Origin of the sequence: Pseudoalteromonas sp. CO109Y (assembly GCF_004208935.1) — a bacterium.
GTDB lineage: Bacteria > Pseudomonadota > Gammaproteobacteria > Enterobacterales > Alteromonadaceae > Pseudoalteromonas > Pseudoalteromonas shioyasakiensis.
In genome coordinates, this window is record NZ_SGPD01000037.1 from 100882 (window position 1) to 116587 (window position 15706).

The following is a 15706-nucleotide window of genomic DNA, read 5'->3' on the forward strand; positions in this document are numbered from 1 at the left end:
TTTTCTTTTATACAGACAGGAAAAAATTGGATTTTATAGTACAGTTTAATAAGTGGAATAGTTGTTTTAAGGATGAAGCAATGCCATTAACCGATCTACCTTTATCAGCAAGGCCGCGGGAGAAGTTACTTGCCCAAGGCGCCAAAGCACTCTCAGATGCAGAGTTATTAGCAATCTTCTTACGTACCGGTGTGCCGGGCATGAATGCCATTGAGCTGGCTGAGCACCTGCTCGATATAAACAGCACTTTGCACAACTTATTTAATGCATCTGAACAAGAGTTTTGTGCCCAAAAGGGTTTAGGAGCTGCTAAGTATGTGCAGCTTCAAGCGGTACTTGAGCTAAGCCGGCGCTATATGCTTGAGCAATGTAAGCGCGAGGCGCTATTTACTTCGCCGCAAGCAGTGTATGACTATTTAACTATTCAGCTGCGAGGCTTACAGCAAGAAGTATTTATGGTGCTGTACTTAGATAGTCAAAACCAGCTAATTAAAGACGAAATACTTTTTTACGGCACTATTAATGCCGCTTCTGTTTACCCACGCGAAGTTGTTAAAGCTGCACTGCGTAATAATGCGGCGGCTCTGATACTTGCTCATAACCACCCAAGTGGGGTTGCTGAACCTAGTCAGGCCGATAAATTAATCACCACAAAATTACAGCAAGCCTTAGCCTTAATTGACATAAATGTGCTGGATCACATCATAGTGGGTGGTGAAAATTGTGTTTCGTTTGCTGAAAGAGGGCTTATATAGAGCCAACTGTATTAGAGAGTGTGTTAAAAATGAGCAGTTTAGGGCGATTTTAGAAATTAGTTTAATTTAAATGCAGTTTTTACTTTCCCTAAGGGCATTCGATCTTTATAATTAGCCGCTATCAAATTTACACATGAGCTGATTGGATAAGATCTGTTACTTGATCTTTGCCTGTATAAGCTGTATAAAGAGCGCCCTTCGATTTATCCCGGGGCACAAATACTGGCCTAAGGGAAAATTAAGCTCGAGCGAAGTTATTGGAGATATATAGACATGTCTAAAGTATGTCAAGTTACAGGTAAGCGTCCAGCGGTTGGTAACCACCGTTCACACGCGAGAAACGCGACTAAACGTCGTTTCCTACCTAACCTACAAACTCACCGTTTTTGGGTTGAAAGTGAAAAACGTTTTGTAACACTACGCACTACTACTAAAGGTATGCGTATTATCGATAAAAAAGGCATCGACGCGGTTCTTACAGAAATCCGTGCTCGTGGCGAAAAAGTTTAAGGAACTGAATCATGCGCGATAAGATCCGTTTAGTTTCAACTGCTGGTACTGGTTTTTTCTACACTACCGACAAGAACAAGCGTAACATGCCTGAAAAAATGGAAATCAAAAAATACGATCCTAAAGCTCGTAAACACGTGATTTTCAAAGAAGCTAAAATCAAGTAATTTTAGTTTTCAGAATTCAAAAACCCAGCCTCGGCTGGGTTTTTTGTTTTTAGCGTTTAGAAAATCTTAATAGAGCACAATAATCTAGCTTGGCTTGCTGTTTTATCTTGCTTAATTATCAATCTAAGCGTAAAATGCGCGCTCATTTCGGCTTATTAAATTTAATTCCTTGCCTTAAACCGACTGGCCGAAACGGTAGAAGGCTCTATTAACCGTAAGGAATATCCATGCGTCATTACGAAATCGTATTCATGGTTCACCCTGATCAGAGTGAGCAAGTACCTGGTATGATCGAACGTTATACTGGTTCTATCACTGAAGCTGGTGGTACTATCCACCGTCTTGAAGACTGGGGCCGTCGTCAATTGGCTTACCCAATCGACAAGCTTCACAAAGCTCATTATGTTCTTATGAACGTTGAAGCACCTACTGAAGTAATCAGCGAGCTAGAAACTACTTTCCGCTACAACGATGCAGTGCTTCGTAACTTAGTTATGCGTACTAAAGACGCTGTAACTGAAGCATCTCCTCTTGCGAAAGAAGAGAAGAAAGAAGCACCAGCTGCTTAATCGTTTTGAGTTCAAGCATGGCGCTTGCAGTTGAGACAAAAAGATGAGCCAACCGCTTAATCCTTATATGAATCAGCTGACATTATCTGGGGTTGTTTGTAAAACACCTAAATATAGTCAAAGCCCTGCTGGTATACCGCATTGTATTTTTGTTCTTGAACATAAATCGATGCAAGTTGAAGCAGACCTTAACCGTAATAGTTATGTCAGGCTTCAAGTTGTTGCCAGCGGCACGCCAATGCAACAACAAACTCAACAATTGCACGTTGGGCAACAAGTGCAAGTGACGGGGTTTTTAAACCGTCACGAAGGCCGAAACGGCTTAAGCCAATTGGTCTTGCATGCTCAACATATAGAAAGAATTTTTTGAGGAATTTTACTCATGGCACGTTATTTCAGACGTCGTAAGTTCTGCCGCTTTAAAGCGGAAGGCGTACAACAAATCGATTATAAAGATCTAGCTACTCTTAGAAACTATGTTACAGAAAGTGGCAAAATCGTACCTAGCCGTATCACAGGTACTAGCGCTAAATATCAGCGTCAGCTAGCAACTGCTATCAAGCGTGCTCGCTACTTAGCCCTTCTTCCATACACTGACTTACATAAGTAAGCAGCGGATTAACAGTTTTTAAAAGGTGTAGAGACATGCAAGTTATTCTACTAGACAAGATCGCAAACCTAGGTGGCCTAGGTGACCAGGTTGTAGTTAAATCTGGCTTCGCACGTAACTTCCTTTTCCCACAAGGTAAGGCAGTTCCTGCAACTAAAGCTAACATCGAAACTTTCGAAGCACGTCGTGCTGATTTAGAAGCTAAGATCGCTGAAGATCTAGCTGCTGCTCAAGCTCGCGCTGACAAGTTAGAAGCATTAGCTGAAGTTACACTAGTTTCTAAAGCTGGTGACGAAGGCAAGTTATTCGGTTCTATCGGTACTCGCGACATCGCTGAAGCTATTTCAGCTGTTGGCGTTGAAGTTGCTAAATCAGAAGTTCGTTTACCTCTAGGTACTATCCGTGAGACTGGCGAATTTGACGTAGCAATCGCAGTACACTCAGACGTATCGGCTACTATCAAAGTAATCGTTATCGCTGAAGCTTAATAGCAATATTAAGTAAAAAAAGCCGCACTTAGGTGCGGCTTTTTTGTGCCCGAAATTTATAAATTGTAGCATTTTGTGCCGCTATTGCTTCTTCGTTGATCATCCAATAGTATTGGTTTCTATATTTTAAACATATAAATACCATCCTATAAGATTACCTATTTTACAAACATACATTCTTTTTTCTTAATTTTCTTGTTCTTATCAGTATAATCGAATGAGTAAAAGTAAATTGGTTAAAATTGACACTGACAACGCTGTCATTTATATTGTGCTGGTTAAAAAGTATTAAGGGGTTGAGGTTGAAAAGTGCATTAGTACCACATGGAATGGGTAAACAAACAGGCTTTACATTAGTAGAAATTCTTATCGTGATCGCTATTTTAGGGATTTTATATAGCGTAGCATTGCCTGCTTACACTGAGCACATGCAACGTAGTCGCCGTGCTGATATTCAACAAGAGTTACTGCAATACAGCGCCAGCCTTGAACGTATTTATTCACGAAATGGCGGCTACCCTAATGCATTCGTAACCCAAAATACCGACTATTACACCTTTACCTACACAGCAACAGATAAAGTATCAGGTGCTGTAAGCGACTTTAAAAATCGTGGCTACAGTTTAAAAGCCGCTCCTAAATCGGGTTCGGCGCAAGCAAGTGATCGCTGTGGTGACTTAACCGTTAAACATGATGGTAGTTATAGCGCTTCATTTAGTGATTGCTGGGAGTAACACAATTGCGTCGAATTGCAGGGTTTACCTTAATTGAGTTAATGGTTGTGCTGAGTGTTATTGGCATTATGGCAGCTCTTGCTTTTCCGTCTTTTAGCCAACAAATTTTGCAAGATCGCGTGGTAACAACTGCAAATCAATTAAATAGCGCCTATAAATTTGCACGCAGTGAAGCGGTCAAACGCGACAAACCTATTAACCTAGTTGTCAGTAATAATAGCTGGCAAGTGACCCTCAACGAGGGCGGGGTAGACACAGTTTTAAAAGAATTTTCGGTCACAAAAAGCGGAGTTACCGTCAACTTAGTCGCATTGGCCATTAGTGCCAGTGGTGAAGTTGATAAACAAGCTGAAATTTTAGTGAAAGATGAACACACAAACACCACAGATTACGTGATGTGTGTGCTTAAAAGTGGCCAAAACTGGTTAGTAGAAAATTCACAGCGAGGATGTGCATGAATAAGCAGGCAGGCTTTTCATTATTAGAAGTGATGATTTCAGTGGTGATCGCTGGCATCGCATTATTAGGCTTGGCGGCAGCGCAGCTAAAATCGCTACAATATGCAACCAATAGCTTTAATTACACCGTGTCACTTATTCAAGGGCAAAACACCATAGAGCGTTTGTGGCCGCGTATTTGTGAAATTCAAAAAACCAATACCGCACTTTTTCAAGACGCGACATTTAGAGCTTCGCTCGCGCCACAAGTTAGTGATTATCAGCTGACTATTCCAGCTACTTACAGTGATGATATGCAAGTTAATGTGGCTTGGGTTGATAAGCGCATGACAGACAATGCAGAAAATCAAATTAGCCTAAATGCCAGTTTCCCTGATTTAACGGCGGTGTGCTCATGAATAAACACGTTCAGGGTTTTACCTTAGTTGAACTGATGGTGGCATTGGCAGCAGGTGCTTTTTTATTAGCTGGGGTGAGCTTGTCTTACTCGGCGATTAAAAGCACGATTGAAGTGAGTAAAGAGCTTGAAAACGCTCAAGAAGTGATTCGCTATACCAGTAAAGTATTCAACCGCAGCATAAAGCAAACACAACTAACACCCACCATAAGTGCAGATAAAAGCACAATTACTATTACTCAGCCAAGTGGTGTCATTGCCTGTGATGGCTCTGCAACAACTGCGCAGGTGGTTGAAGTATATAGCTTAAATGGTAGTAACTTAATGTGTTCACTCGATGGTGCTGCCTCAGAGCGATTACTGACAGGTATCGAAGCTTTGTCATTTGATATCGCCGGGGAGCTTGTTACCGTTACTGTAAAGCCAAATGATTTACCTGCTCAATTTGGCAATGGCATTAATATTGATATTGCCTTAACCAATGCAATATTAGTCAAAGCATACGGAGCTGGCAGTGTATAACAAGCAAAATGGTTTTACCCTAATAACAGTGTTGATCTTAACCAGTATGGCCAGCATCGTGGTGCTTAGTTCGCTGCGTGAAAACATTGTTCAAGAGCGCTTAAGTGGTAACTTTCAAAAGAAATTAAACAGTCGCTTAATGGCTGAAAAAGGTGTGTTTGAACAAGCTAAGTTATTGCAACAAACCTTGAATGAGGAAGGTGTATTAGCGGTTGAAGATTTGATCAGTAAAACCAGTAATGCATCGGGCTCTGGTGTTATCGCTGATGATGCCATTTTTAATGCCAGTTTAAGTCAAAACGCTGCCGGTGAGCTTGAAATTGCAAGCTTAGGGCAACGATTTGATGGTGATGCGCAAAGTAATTTAGTCGCCCGTTTTGCTGTACAAGGCGCGAAGGGAAGCTCGATTTTCACTAATGCGATGGTGGGCTGTAAAGGGGTTAACTTGTCGGGAAGTGGCAGTATCGATAGTTACGATTCGAGCAAAGGCACCTATGAAGAAACCAAATCTAATGATGGTGATGTTTCAACGATTGCTGGTGATTCAGATGTGGTGCTATCGGGCCATTCACCGATAAAAGGCGATGTAAAAGCAACCGGGGTTATCTACTTAAATGGTTCATCACCAATTATTGGTAATATCCATTCAAATACCGGCGTTTATATCTCTCCTGGCAGTGGTTTACGTGTTGACGGTAATGTCTATACCCGAGGTTATTATACCCACCGTGGTGGGACTGTTTCGGGGGTTGTGCGAGCCAATGGTGATGCGAAAATGCAGTGGTCAACATTCATTACGAATAGCCAAGGCGAAGCTCTGGATATTATGTATGGCGGCTCAGGCGATTTTAAAGACACCTACAATAATCAACAAGATGGTGTGCACTACAGTGATAGCAAGTTTAACGTAAACCCGAATGTAGAACCGATAACCGTTGCTGACCCAACAGCCCCCGATTATGACCCAACAAATCCAGACACCAGTTGCGACCCGTTAATTTTGCCAGAGAAAATGACAGACATCACAGACCAAGTGAGCAGTTATAGTTCTGTTTCGATTGGTCCTACGCAACAATTTAAACTTAATACTGAAAAGGGCTTTTTTAGTAGCGGTGGTAGCCAAGTAATTTTGCCGAGCCTTGCCGATATTTTCTTGTTTAACTCTAAAGCGCAAAACCAAGCCAATGGCAGTAATAGCAAAGAGTACATTTTTGCACTTGATAGACTCAAGATGACCAGTGACGGCAAAATGGAAGTTTCTGGTGGTGATGTTATTTTACTGATTGATGGCGACTTTTCGATGGAAGGGGATACCAGCCTAACAATTAAAAAAGACAGTAGCTTAACAGTGTTATTAACCGGAAAAGTAAATATTGGTGCAGGCGCAAAAGTCATTACTGAGCAAGAAGGATTAACCACCAGTGGCCATCCGTCGTTATCATTTTATTCATCATTTAATGGTGTAAATGGTGTGCAATTTAGTGGTGCTGCGAATTTATATGCGGCTATTTATGCCCCTTTGACAACAGTGAAGCTATCGGGCAGTGGTGAGCTGTTTGGTAGTGTGCGTGGCTCAACAATTACCGCAACAGGGGGCAGTGGTGCTCACTATGATGCGGGTTTATTACAAGTACAAAATGGCGGTACGCCTGCTTCTTCGGCACGTATCGTATTTTTAGGTTGGAGCTACAAAACCGCAGAAACAACTGAAGAAGAAAGCGAAGCATCACCTGGAGAATAACGCAAAGCCTCAAATAAAATTGTGTAAGCTCAATTATTTGTAGCTTACACAAAAAAAATTAATTTCATTTAAACCTTTTGAATCCCTCCTTACGTCTAATACACTAAATTCACAACAATAATCATAAAGGACAACATCCAGGATGTTGATAGATGCAGAACAAGCGTTCGCCCAGCAAAGTGAGCATGCCTTGATTGAGCGCGTAAAAAGCGGTGATCAAGCAGCCTACGCAACACTTTATGAGTTGCATGTGAAGCGGGTTTATAGCCTATGTTTGCGATTACTTGCTGACAAAGAGCACGCCGAAGATGCAACACAAGAAGTGTTTGTACAGTTGTGGCACAAAATCGCGAACTTTGATGGACGCTCACAATTTTCGACTTGGTTACACAGTGTTACCAGCAATATTGCGATTAGCTACATTCGCAAACATAAAAGCTGGTTTCAAAAAGTAGTGAGTTTTGAACAAAGCGGTATGGATGAGCAAAGCGCAGCAGATTGCGACGGCTTTAACGGCCTCGATAAATTAGTACTGAGACTACCTGAGCGAGCACGTATGGTGTTTGTACTCCATGCAATTGAAGGTTATCGCCATGAAGAGATAGCAAGCATGCTTGATATGGCGGTCGGTTCAAGTAAATCGCAATTTCACCGTGCAAGGCAGTTATTAAAAGAGTGGTATGAAAATGAGTAAGCCAGAATTTGAACAATTTTTAAATGACTCGCTTAACCATAAGCAAGATATTAGCCCAGACAAAGATCTCTGGCCCGGTGTTGAGCGAGCAATTGCAACAGGGCAATCAGAGCAAACTGATAAGCCAACCCATGGCTGGAATAAACTCGCTGCAGTTGCCGCTTGTTGTATTGCCGCACTATTGACCGTACAGCTTTTTGTTGGCCAAGGTGAGCCAAATAGCATGATGGCAATGAGCGATTATTTTACCAAGCAAAAGCAAGGTTTGTTGGTGCAGTATCAAAATCAACCTGCATTAACCGATAACTGGCAGCAACAACTAAAAGAGTTAGAAGAAGCCGAAAGTGCCATTAAGCAAGCACTTGAGAAGGAACCTGAAAACCCAGCTTTATTACAAATGCTGTCGCAGGTTTATCAGCAACAATTGGACTTAATTAACAAGGTGCATGCACCGAAGTGGCAAACGATTTAGGAGTGACAATTATGAAATTACTAGCCTTAACTTTAGGATTACTGCCACTGATGGCAATGGCAGGACAAACTATTAATGAACAAATTGATGTACCTGCAAATAAACGTATTTTTATTGAAAACCAACGTGGTGATGTACGCATTGAAGGGTGGGATAAACCACAACTTAAAATCGAAGGTGAGCTTGACGATAAAGCACAAGGCTATCGTTTAGAGGTTGAAGGCAGCCGTGTTGAATTTATCGTAAAAATGCCGCGTAACTTAGGTGGCTGGAATAGCGGTGACGGCTCTCGATTGACCATTTACATGCCAAAAAGTAGTGAGCTTGAGTTTGCTGGGGTGAATGTCACAGTTAGTGCTAAAGAGCTTGAAGCAGGTGCAGAGATTGATACCGTCAACGGTGATATCACAGTGCAAGATATTAGCGGCAACATGAGCTTTGAAACGGTCAATGGTGATGTAAATGCCCACGACTTAAACGGTGATATTCGCTTTGAAACAGTCAATGGTGAAATTAACGATAAAAACTCGCAAGGTGCTTTACGCTTTACCGCGGTGAATGGCGACATTAAATCAAAAACCAAAGCACAAGATGTTCGCCTTGAAAATGTAAACGGTGATATCGACTTTGCTTTTGATGCAATTAAAAAGCTGCGCATCAATACCGTAAATGGTGAAGCAGAAGTTCACATCAACAAGTTACTAGCAGATGCCAATATTCGTTTTGAATCAGTCAGTGGTGACGCCGAGTTTTACTTCCCAGCTGATGTATCGGCAAAGTTTGAAATTGAAGCTCACGCTAACGGTAAAATTGTTAATGAGCTCAGCGATGACAAAGCAACGAAGGCGAAATATGGCCCATCTAGCGACTTAGAATTTAGTATTAACGGTGGGGATGCTGATATCGAAATGGATACGATTAGTGGACGTATTGAACTTCGTAAACAGAAATAACGATTAGAGTTCACTCAATTACAATATTTCACTCAATTACAATAAAGCGGGAGGACTTCCCGCTTATACCAATCGTGTTAAGTTGTTGGTCTTAAATAGCGACAGATAAATGAAGTGATAACAAGGCTGAAATTTTGACATGTAGTTACTCTACTTTAGACATTTCTAACGCAGTTAGCGCTTTATTTAGCACGCTAGAATGACCAAATATTTAAGTCGATTGGTATTAACTATTTGCACAGCCTTAGCAAGTAGATAGAATAGAGCCATTCAATTTTAGTTTTGTGATGTTATGGCCAAACCAGATAAGCAAGTCGATACGTTAAAAGTCCCTCCCCATTCAATAGAAGCTGAGCAATCTGTTTTAGGTGGTTTAATGCTTGATAATCAAGCGTTTGACCGTGTTGCTGAGTTAGTGGTTGCGCAGGATTTTTATACCCGAACCCATAAGCTGATTTTTGAGGCTATGGTTAGTCTTGCTGAAGGCGGTGATCCAATCGATTTGATCACTATTTCTGAGAGCTTAGAGAAAAATAATCAGTTAAGTAGTGTTGGTGGTTTCGCCTACCTCGCTGAAATTGCTAAGAACACACCAAGTGCGGCGAACATTGATGCCTACGCGAATATCGTGCGAGAGCGCGCTGTTATTCGTGAAATGATTGGTGTTGCGAACGAAATAGCAGAAGCTGGTTTTAGCCCAGAAGGGCGTACCAGTCATGACCTGCTCGATTTTGCTGAAAGTAAAGTATTCAAAATTGCTGAGCAGCGTAGTAAAAGCACCGAAGGCCCACAAAACTTACACAGTATCTTAGAAAAAACTGTTGATAAGATTGAAGAGCTTTATCAGTCGCCACAAGATGGTGTGACGGGTGTAAGTACCGGCTATGCTGACCTAGATAAAATGACAGCGGGTATGCAGCCTTCTGACCTTATCATTGTGGCGGCACGTCCATCGATGGGTAAAACAACCTTTGCGATGAACTTAGCCGAACACGCAGCCATGACACAAGATAAGCCTGTACTTATTTACTCACTAGAGATGCCTTCAGAGCAAATCATGATGAGGATGCTGGCATCGCTAGGTCGTATTAACCAAACTAAAGTTCGTACCGGTCAGCTAGATGATGACGATTGGGCGCGTCTGTCGTCAACCATGGGCTTGTTGATGGAAAAAGGTAAGATGTATGTTGATGATGCATCGGGCCTAACACCAACAGATGTGCGTTCGCGTGCACGCCGTATTGCCCGCGACCATGGCGGTATTAGTATGATCATGGTCGACTACTTGCAGTTAATGCGTGTGCCAAGCTTATCGGATAACCGTACCTTAGAGATTGCTGAAATCTCTCGTTCATTAAAAGCACTGGCAAAAGAACTGCAGTGTCCGGTTATTGCACTATCGCAGCTTAACCGTACCCTAGAGCAACGTGCCGATAAACGCCCGATCAACTCCGACTTACGTGAATCAGGCTCAATCGAGCAGGATGCCGACTTAATCATGTTTATTTACCGTGATGAAGTGTATAACGAAGACAGTACTGAAAAAGGCGTGGCCGAAATCATCATAGGTAAGCAACGTAACGGTCCAATCGGTAAAGTACGTTTAACCTTCCAAGGTCAATTTTCGCGTTTTGATAACTACGCGGGTCCAGCTATGGACGACGAATACTAATGCGCTTAGCCATTGCCGAAATCAACCTAAAAGCACTTGCTCATAATTTAGCACAAGTGAAGCGCTTTGCGCCTGGTTGCAAAGTAATGGCAGTGCTTAAAGCCAATGCCTATGGCCATGGCTTAGTTAAAATTGCTCAATACTTAAATGATGCCGATGCATTTGCGGTTGCTCGAATAGACGAAGCGCTAGCGCTACGTGCAGGTGGACTGACAAAACCTATTGTATTGCTTGAAGGTTTTTTTCATAAAGATGATTTACCTATCTTGCTTGCCAATAACTTTCAAACCATTATTCATGATGAAAATCAGCTCGCAACGCTTGAAAATACAAGCCTTGATGCACCAATTGCGTGCTGGTTAAAGGTGAATACGGGTATGCATCGACTGGGTATTGCGCCATCGCAATTTGAGTCTTTCTACAGTCGCTTAAAAGCAAGCCCGAATGCCCGCGATGACATTAAGTTAATGACGCATTTTTCATGCGCCGACGACATCAATGATGAAAAAACCGCTCAGCAAATTGCCTTATTTGACTCACTGGCAGATGGCAAAAGTGAGCAGCATTGCCTTGCAAACTCTGCTGGCATTATTGCTTGGCCAAAAGGTCATGGCGAGTGGGTGCGCCCTGGCTTGATGCTTTATGGTGTATCGCCAATGCTCAATGGCGTAGGGCAACAGCACGGACTAGAGCCTGTTATGCGTTTAACAACGCGAGTTATCGCGATACGCGATGTCGATGCCGATCAGTGTGTTGGCTATGGCGGACGCTGGCATAGCGATAAACCGACTAAGCTTGCGGTGGTTGCGATGGGCTATGGTGATGGTTATCCACGTCATGCTGAGCAGGGCACACCTGTGGTTATTAAATCACAACGCTATGGTATTGTTGGCAGTGTAGCGATGGACATGATCACGGTGGATATTGGTGATAACCGCGACAACATCAAAGTGGGTGATGAGGTGATTATGTGGGGGCCTGAGCTACCCGTTGAAGAGATTGCCCAGTGCGCAACAACTATTCCTTACGAGTTACTCTGTAATATCACCCCACGTGTGAGCTACGAGTATCAAGAGTAACTTTGTTACTCTTTAATAAAATACACGTCACTGAAACCCATTCGTGCGAATTCTTGGTCACGAAAGTTACGTACTGCTGCAGAGCCTTTTGAAGTCATTTCGACTTGCTGTTCCATCTTTAAATAATTGGTTAAATCAATGCCTTCAGCCGCAGCAATGGCATGGTACATATCGCGGTATTTATCTTTTGCAAAATTGATTTCGCGAGGCTGGTTTTTAAATTTGTAAGTGATGCGGCGTGCCATAATGAATCCTCAATGTTTATCGGGGCTGATTTTACACTAAAAAATAACCATAGCCATGACTTGTTAGTATAAGCGGGTTACAATGCAATACTTTTCAAAGACTCGGTAAATCATAATGAAACTTTCAGTAGAGATCAGTAAGTACCCACTACATCAAGACTACATTCCGTTTATCAAAGGTTTTATTGACCGTGTAAACAGTTACGAAGGTCTTAAAGTGATCACCAACACCTTATCTACTCAGATTTTCGGTGACTATGATTTAGTGATGTCTGTACTTAATACTGAAATCAAACGTTCTTATGAAGAGTTTGGTAAAGCTATTTTCGTCTGTAAATTCTTACATGGTGACTTGTCGCCTAGCGAAGACTAAACCCTAAAGTAGCGCGAGTTATGGAATTTTTAAGCGAAACCTTCTCTGGCTTTACTGCCATGTCGCATTGGGAATATATTGCCGTTGCCCTATCGATGGCGTATTTACTGTTAGCGATTAAAGAAAGCTTATGGTGCTGGCCAGCCGCGTTTGTGAGCACCTTTATTTATACCGTAATGTACTGGAATGGCGCACTGTTGATGGAGTCGCTCCTTAATTTTTACTACATGTATATGGCGGTATATGGTTGGGTGGTTTGGCGCAGGGGCATGAATAATAAAGATCATTTGCCCATTATTTCATGGTCGTTAAAGCGTCATGCGGTGATTTTGCTTGCCACCTCACTGGCCTCAGTTGCCATTGGTTTTGTGATGACCAATTACACTCACGCTGATTTTGCTTATTTAGACAGCTTTACCACCTGTTTTGCGGTGGTGACAACCTACCTTGTTGCCAAGAAGGTACTGGAAAACTGGTTGTACTGGATTGTGATTGATGCAGCATCTATGTATCTATACTTTGAAAAAGGGTATTACCCAACCTTAGTACTTTTCGTGTTTTACACCATTATGGCCGCGTGGGGCTTTAAAACCTGGTATGAAGAATACGAGCAGCATCAGGCTAAGCCGCTTGCACAGCTATAGATGAAAACTGAGCAACAAATTCACGCGCTTTTTACGCGCTTCAACTCACGTTTAGTTATCACCTCAATCAGCCCGCTGGTTGAGGGGCTAAGCAATGATAACTACCTGGTTAAAACAGCAAGCCAAGATTTCTTGGTTAAGCACTATCGCGACCATTGGCCGGCGATTGGCCTTGCAGCGCAAGCGCACTTTGCAAAGCAAAGCTGCTGCCCAGCCCCACTTTGGTTAGAGCAAGCAACCGATACGGCTATTTTCGAATACGTGGCAGGTAGTATTGCCAGCGGTGAATTTTGTAGTAGCTTATTGCCCGACTTAGTTAATTTACACCGTTACCCTGTGCTTACTGAACCTATGGATATTGCCTACGAAATTAACTACTACCAACAAACAGCGCGGTACCAGCAACATGCAGAGCTAATTAAACAGTCACTGGCTTATATTGCTTCAGTGCCTAAAGACATGGGTTTTTGTCATAATGATTTAGTGAAAGAAAATATCATTGTGAATGAGTCGGGTATGTTTTTAATCGACTTTGAGTATGCCAAAAGCAACGATGTTTACTTCGACTTAGCTGCGCTGGTAGTGAGCTTTGCGTTAAATGACGAGCAGCAACTGGCGTTACTTAAACGCTATCAAGCGTTAGTGTGCGAACATCATGAGTTTTACTTATCAGTTGAAAAGCTCGAGGCATTTCATGCGCTGTTTTTGCTTTTATGTATTTGTTGGTACGAACAACGTGGTGCGATGGATAAAGTGGCGCCACTGCTAATACAGCTTAACCACTTCATAGAAAAAGCTAAAAATTAAAGACCGCCAATTCGCTCGGCAAGTTCTTTATATTTTTTTACGTCTTCTGGATTAAACAAAGGTTCACCTTTGTCATCTTGTGATTTCGAGATCAGTAAATGCTCGCGAGCAAGACGTTTTACGCGTTCGACTTTTACACCTAAAAACTCCGCGACTTGCTCTGTAGACATTAAACTCATGATCAAATTCCCCTTACATGGCAATACTGCCACCTTGTTATTAATTTTATTAAGTATACGTTAATACCTTGGTTCTGCACGAAAGTGAAGTGTTTTAATGCAAATTGCTGAATTTATGTGCATATAAAGGCCTCGATGCTAGCATTTAGCACAAGATGCCATTATCATTGCCGGGTTGTCATGCTGATATCGCGAGTCAGTATTGACGACGACAAATGTGCTCTCGTGGTGAAATGGATATCACGTGGCCCTCCGGAGGCTAAGTTGCAGGTTCGATCCCTGCCGAGAGCGCCATTTGCTCTTCACTTTAATATCTTCTAAGCTCGATTAACTCCTCAAACAATTCCAAAAAGCTAATGACTTATCAACCTATCGCTTGTGGCGACTACGATAAATATGAATTATGGTGCATGCATAAATCTCTATTACGCATTACCTTAGTATCTGGTGAGCAGTTAGAAGGAAAAGCAGAGACCCTCAAAATACTCAACTCCGATGGTGAGCACCTGATTTTGGCAACAAAAAAAGGCGAACATGCCGTCCGCCTTGATTTAATTAAAAAGGTTGTCGCGTTATAGCCACTTCTTATTTTTAAAGTAAATGCCAATCCCAACAGTTAGCACCACCAAAAAAATAATAAATAAGCTAAATGCGTAAGGGCTTTCAGTGCCCGGAATACCGCCTACGTTTACACCTAGTAAGCCAGTTAAAAAGCCAAGTGGTAAAAACAGCGCTGCAACCACCGACATCACATACATGCGTTGGTTTAGTTGCTCAGATACTTGGCTTGTTATTGCTTGTTGAATAATTTGCGCGCGTTCAATTGAGCTATCTAGCTCTTCTAAATAACGGATCAACATATTGGTTGTTTCGTTTAAGCGTGCCTTATCGTCTTCATCTAACCACTTATATTTGTTGTTTAACAAAGTAATAAGCGCTTCTTTTTGTGGCCTTAAATAACGTTTTAACGCGATTGTTTGGCGGCGTATTTGTGCTAATGATTGATGATCAAAGCCTTTGTTTGGTTCATCAATTTCATCTTCAAAGCCATCGAGTGTGTCATCTAAACTGTCGATAACAGCTTGCATACGCGACGTTAAGTTTTGCGCCAATTGGCAAACTAACTCAGAGATTGAGCAAGGGCCATTGCCGCCATCAAACGATTCAACAACATCCTGCACCGATAATAAACGGCGCTTACGGGTTGTGATCACAATATTTTCGTTAATAAATAAGCGTAACGAGACCATGTCTTCTGGGCTTTGCGCAGGGTTTAGATTAACGCCACGTAAAAACAGCATATTACCATTAGTGACTTTGCTTAAACGCGGACGTGTTTCATCGGCAATAAGGGACTCAAGCTCGAAATCAGTTAATAAATTACTTTGCTCAAGCCAGTCAACGGCTTCAGCTTGGCTGTAGTCCATGTGCACCCAAAGTTTTCCGTGTTCGGGTTGCCAATTTTGCAGCTCAGTACTATTTTCAATAGCACGTGCACCGCCTTGTTCGTCTAAAATTAAGACATGAAGTAACCCATTGATCATATTGAACTCTCGTTTTACAAATAGTGGGATATGGTTGAGTATATACATTAGTATAGTCAAGACTATATTAATGAAATCGACTTATCGAGTGGA

Annotated in this window: 24 protein-coding genes and 1 tRNA gene; 22 read left to right on the forward strand and 3 right to left on the reverse strand. The window is 42.1% G+C overall.

Annotated features, from left to right (window positions below):
* Positions 1–80 precede the first annotated feature (80 nt).
* The 17 genes from radC to alr all read left to right on the forward strand — a co-directional run bounded on the left by radC (position 81) and on the right by alr (position 11821).
* The gene (radC, locus tag EXT43_RS14520) at positions 81–755 is read left to right on the forward strand and encodes a DNA repair protein RadC (RefSeq protein WP_062565965.1); all 675 of its coding nucleotides are present in this window, start codon (positions 81–83) and stop codon (positions 753–755) included.
* A 273-nt stretch (positions 756–1028) separates the two neighbouring features.
* A complete protein-coding gene (gene rpmB / locus EXT43_RS14525) occupies positions 1029–1265 on the forward strand; it encodes a 50S ribosomal protein L28 (RefSeq protein ID WP_036973115.1) in 237 nt (78 codons plus the stop codon).
* Positions 1266–1276: 11 nt separating this feature from the next.
* Complete coding sequence (gene rpmG / locus EXT43_RS14530) at positions 1277–1432, forward strand: 50S ribosomal protein L33 (protein WP_022946036.1); 156 nt, start codon at positions 1277–1279, stop codon at positions 1430–1432.
* A 227-nt stretch (positions 1433–1659) separates the two neighbouring features.
* Positions 1660–2001: a 30S ribosomal protein S6 gene (gene rpsF / locus EXT43_RS14535; RefSeq protein WP_036973113.1), complete on the forward strand. Its 342-nt coding sequence runs from the start codon at positions 1660–1662 to the stop codon at positions 1999–2001.
* A gap of 67 nt (positions 2002–2068) precedes the next feature.
* Entirely contained in the window at positions 2069–2371 is a 303-nt protein-coding gene (gene priB / locus EXT43_RS14540; protein WP_036973732.1) for a primosomal replication protein N, read from the forward strand.
* 12 nt (positions 2372–2383) lie between these two features.
* Positions 2384–2611, forward strand: a complete 228-nt coding sequence (gene rpsR, locus EXT43_RS14545) for a 30S ribosomal protein S18 (protein ID WP_002962753.1) — start codon at positions 2384–2386, stop codon at positions 2609–2611.
* A 35-nt stretch (positions 2612–2646) separates the two neighbouring features.
* Positions 2647–3099: a 50S ribosomal protein L9 gene (rplI, locus tag EXT43_RS14550; protein ID WP_054554192.1), complete on the forward strand. Its 453-nt coding sequence runs from the start codon at positions 2647–2649 to the stop codon at positions 3097–3099.
* Positions 3100–3401: 302 nt separating this feature from the next.
* Positions 3402–3833, forward strand: a complete 432-nt coding sequence (locus EXT43_RS14555; protein WP_306464842.1) for a type IV pilin protein — start codon at positions 3402–3404, stop codon at positions 3831–3833.
* A gap of 5 nt (positions 3834–3838) precedes the next feature.
* The gene (locus EXT43_RS14560) at positions 3839–4291 is read left to right on the forward strand and encodes a GspH/FimT family pseudopilin (RefSeq protein WP_058583802.1); all 453 of its coding nucleotides are present in this window, start codon (positions 3839–3841) and stop codon (positions 4289–4291) included.
* A complete protein-coding gene (locus tag EXT43_RS14565) occupies positions 4288–4689 on the forward strand; it encodes a prepilin-type N-terminal cleavage/methylation domain-containing protein (RefSeq protein ID WP_054563395.1) in 402 nt (133 codons plus the stop codon). Before EXT43_RS14560 ends, EXT43_RS14565 begins: the two co-directional genes overlap by 4 nt.
* Positions 4686–5210 (forward strand): prepilin-type N-terminal cleavage/methylation domain-containing protein, encoded by a 525-nt coding sequence (locus tag EXT43_RS14570; RefSeq protein WP_062565963.1) that lies wholly within the window; start codon positions 4686–4688, stop codon positions 5208–5210. Before EXT43_RS14565 ends, EXT43_RS14570 begins: the two co-directional genes overlap by 4 nt.
* A complete protein-coding gene (locus EXT43_RS14575; RefSeq protein WP_240701507.1) occupies positions 5203–6951 on the forward strand; it encodes a polymer-forming cytoskeletal protein in 1749 nt (582 codons plus the stop codon). Before EXT43_RS14570 ends, EXT43_RS14575 begins: the two co-directional genes overlap by 8 nt.
* Positions 6952–7093: 142 nt before the next feature.
* Positions 7094–7645: an RNA polymerase sigma factor gene (locus tag EXT43_RS14580; protein WP_054554197.1), complete on the forward strand. Its 552-nt coding sequence runs from the start codon at positions 7094–7096 to the stop codon at positions 7643–7645.
* A complete protein-coding gene (locus EXT43_RS14585; protein WP_082710941.1) occupies positions 7632–8117 on the forward strand; it encodes a hypothetical protein in 486 nt (161 codons plus the stop codon). Before EXT43_RS14580 ends, EXT43_RS14585 begins: the two co-directional genes overlap by 14 nt.
* Positions 8118–8128: 11 nt before the next feature.
* Entirely contained in the window at positions 8129–9070 is a 942-nt protein-coding gene (locus EXT43_RS14590) for a DUF4097 family beta strand repeat-containing protein (RefSeq protein WP_062565962.1), read from the forward strand.
* A 292-nt stretch (positions 9071–9362) separates the two neighbouring features.
* Entirely contained in the window at positions 9363–10742 is a 1380-nt protein-coding gene (gene dnaB / locus EXT43_RS14595; RefSeq protein ID WP_054563398.1) for a replicative DNA helicase, read from the forward strand.
* Positions 10742–11821 (forward strand): alanine racemase, encoded by a 1080-nt coding sequence (gene alr, locus EXT43_RS14600; protein WP_062565961.1) that lies wholly within the window; start codon positions 10742–10744, stop codon positions 11819–11821. Before dnaB ends, alr begins: the two co-directional genes overlap by 1 nt.
* 5 nt (positions 11822–11826) lie before the next feature.
* Here alr and EXT43_RS14605 read toward each other — a convergent pair whose 3' ends face one another.
* On the reverse strand, positions 11827–12066 hold the full coding sequence (locus tag EXT43_RS14605) for a DUF2960 domain-containing protein (RefSeq protein ID WP_054554201.1): 240 nt from the start codon (positions 12064–12066) through the stop codon (positions 11827–11829).
* A gap of 115 nt (positions 12067–12181) precedes the next feature.
* Here EXT43_RS14605 and EXT43_RS14610 point away from each other — a divergent pair, with 115 nt between their 5' ends.
* Genes EXT43_RS14610 through EXT43_RS14620 form a run of 3 tightly spaced genes read left to right on the forward strand, consistent with a single transcriptional unit; the run spans position 12182 to position 13890 of the window.
* Positions 12182–12439 carry a YkoF family thiamine/hydroxymethylpyrimidine-binding protein gene (locus EXT43_RS14610; protein ID WP_054563401.1) on the forward strand — a complete coding sequence of 86 codons (258 nt, stop codon included), beginning with the start codon at positions 12182–12184 and terminating at the stop codon, positions 12437–12439.
* 20 nt (positions 12440–12459) lie between these two features.
* The gene (gene pnuC / locus EXT43_RS14615; RefSeq protein ID WP_058583797.1) at positions 12460–13083 is read left to right on the forward strand and encodes a nicotinamide riboside transporter PnuC; all 624 of its coding nucleotides are present in this window, start codon (positions 12460–12462) and stop codon (positions 13081–13083) included.
* On the forward strand, positions 13084–13890 hold the full coding sequence (locus EXT43_RS14620; RefSeq protein ID WP_062565960.1) for a phosphotransferase: 807 nt from the start codon (positions 13084–13086) through the stop codon (positions 13888–13890).
* On the opposite strand, the gene EXT43_RS14625 is transcribed toward EXT43_RS14620, so the two are convergent.
* Positions 13887–14069, reverse strand: a complete 183-nt coding sequence (locus EXT43_RS14625; protein WP_062565959.1) for a hypothetical protein — start codon at positions 14067–14069, stop codon at positions 13887–13889. The two genes, EXT43_RS14620 and EXT43_RS14625, sit on opposite strands and share 4 nt — an antisense overlap.
* Before the next feature lie 219 nt (positions 14070–14288).
* On the opposite strand from EXT43_RS14625, the gene EXT43_RS14630 reads away from it, so the two are divergent.
* Positions 14289–14363 (forward strand) — tRNA-Arg (locus EXT43_RS14630).
* A gap of 62 nt (positions 14364–14425) precedes the next feature.
* A complete protein-coding gene (locus tag EXT43_RS14635) occupies positions 14426–14647 on the forward strand; it encodes a Rho-binding antiterminator (RefSeq protein ID WP_058583795.1) in 222 nt (73 codons plus the stop codon).
* Here the strand turns inward: EXT43_RS14635 and zntB are convergent.
* A complete protein-coding gene (gene zntB / locus EXT43_RS14640) occupies positions 14642–15613 on the reverse strand; it encodes a zinc transporter ZntB (protein WP_062565958.1) in 972 nt (323 codons plus the stop codon). The two genes, EXT43_RS14635 and zntB, sit on opposite strands and share 6 nt — an antisense overlap.
* Between the last annotated feature and the right edge of the window lie 93 nt (positions 15614–15706).

Excerpts from the sequence above, each read along its gene's own strand:
- radC (WP_062565965.1), top strand. The coding sequence starts at position 81 with ATGCCATTAACCGATCTACCTTTATCAGCAAGGCCGCGGGAGAAGTTA.
- rpmB (WP_036973115.1), top strand. The coding sequence starts at position 1,029 with ATGTCTAAAGTATGTCAAGTTACAGGTAAGCGTCCAGCGGTTGGTAAC.
- rpmG (WP_022946036.1), top strand. The coding sequence starts at position 1,277 with ATGCGCGATAAGATCCGTTTAGTTTCAACTGCTGGTACTGGTTTTTTC.
- rpsF (WP_036973113.1), top strand. The coding sequence starts at position 1,660 with ATGCGTCATTACGAAATCGTATTCATGGTTCACCCTGATCAGAGTGAG.
- priB (WP_036973732.1), top strand. The coding sequence starts at position 2,069 with ATGAATCAGCTGACATTATCTGGGGTTGTTTGTAAAACACCTAAATAT.
- rpsR (WP_002962753.1), top strand. The coding sequence starts at position 2,384 with ATGGCACGTTATTTCAGACGTCGTAAGTTCTGCCGCTTTAAAGCGGAA.
- rplI (WP_054554192.1), top strand. The coding sequence starts at position 2,647 with ATGCAAGTTATTCTACTAGACAAGATCGCAAACCTAGGTGGCCTAGGT.
- EXT43_RS14565 (WP_054563395.1), top strand. The coding sequence starts at position 4,288 with ATGAATAAGCAGGCAGGCTTTTCATTATTAGAAGTGATGATTTCAGTG.
- EXT43_RS14570 (WP_062565963.1), top strand. The coding sequence starts at position 4,686 with ATGAATAAACACGTTCAGGGTTTTACCTTAGTTGAACTGATGGTGGCA.
- EXT43_RS14580 (WP_054554197.1), top strand. The coding sequence starts at position 7,094 with ATGTTGATAGATGCAGAACAAGCGTTCGCCCAGCAAAGTGAGCATGCC.
- EXT43_RS14585 (WP_082710941.1), top strand. The coding sequence starts at position 7,632 with ATGAAAATGAGTAAGCCAGAATTTGAACAATTTTTAAATGACTCGCTT.
- EXT43_RS14590 (WP_062565962.1), top strand. The coding sequence starts at position 8,129 with ATGAAATTACTAGCCTTAACTTTAGGATTACTGCCACTGATGGCAATG.
- dnaB (WP_054563398.1), top strand. The coding sequence starts at position 9,363 with ATGGCCAAACCAGATAAGCAAGTCGATACGTTAAAAGTCCCTCCCCAT.
- alr (WP_062565961.1), top strand. The coding sequence starts at position 10,742 with ATGCGCTTAGCCATTGCCGAAATCAACCTAAAAGCACTTGCTCATAAT.
- EXT43_RS14605 (WP_054554201.1), bottom strand. The coding sequence starts at position 12,066 with ATGGCACGCCGCATCACTTACAAATTTAAAAACCAGCCTCGCGAAATC.
- EXT43_RS14610 (WP_054563401.1), top strand. The coding sequence starts at position 12,182 with ATGAAACTTTCAGTAGAGATCAGTAAGTACCCACTACATCAAGACTAC.
- pnuC (WP_058583797.1), top strand. The coding sequence starts at position 12,460 with ATGGAATTTTTAAGCGAAACCTTCTCTGGCTTTACTGCCATGTCGCAT.
- EXT43_RS14620 (WP_062565960.1), top strand. The coding sequence starts at position 13,084 with ATGAAAACTGAGCAACAAATTCACGCGCTTTTTACGCGCTTCAACTCA.
- EXT43_RS14625 (WP_062565959.1), bottom strand. The coding sequence starts at position 14,069 with ATGAGTTTAATGTCTACAGAGCAAGTCGCGGAGTTTTTAGGTGTAAAA.
- EXT43_RS14635 (WP_058583795.1), top strand. The coding sequence starts at position 14,426 with ATGACTTATCAACCTATCGCTTGTGGCGACTACGATAAATATGAATTA.
- zntB (WP_062565958.1), bottom strand. The coding sequence starts at position 15,613 with ATGATCAATGGGTTACTTCATGTCTTAATTTTAGACGAACAAGGCGGT.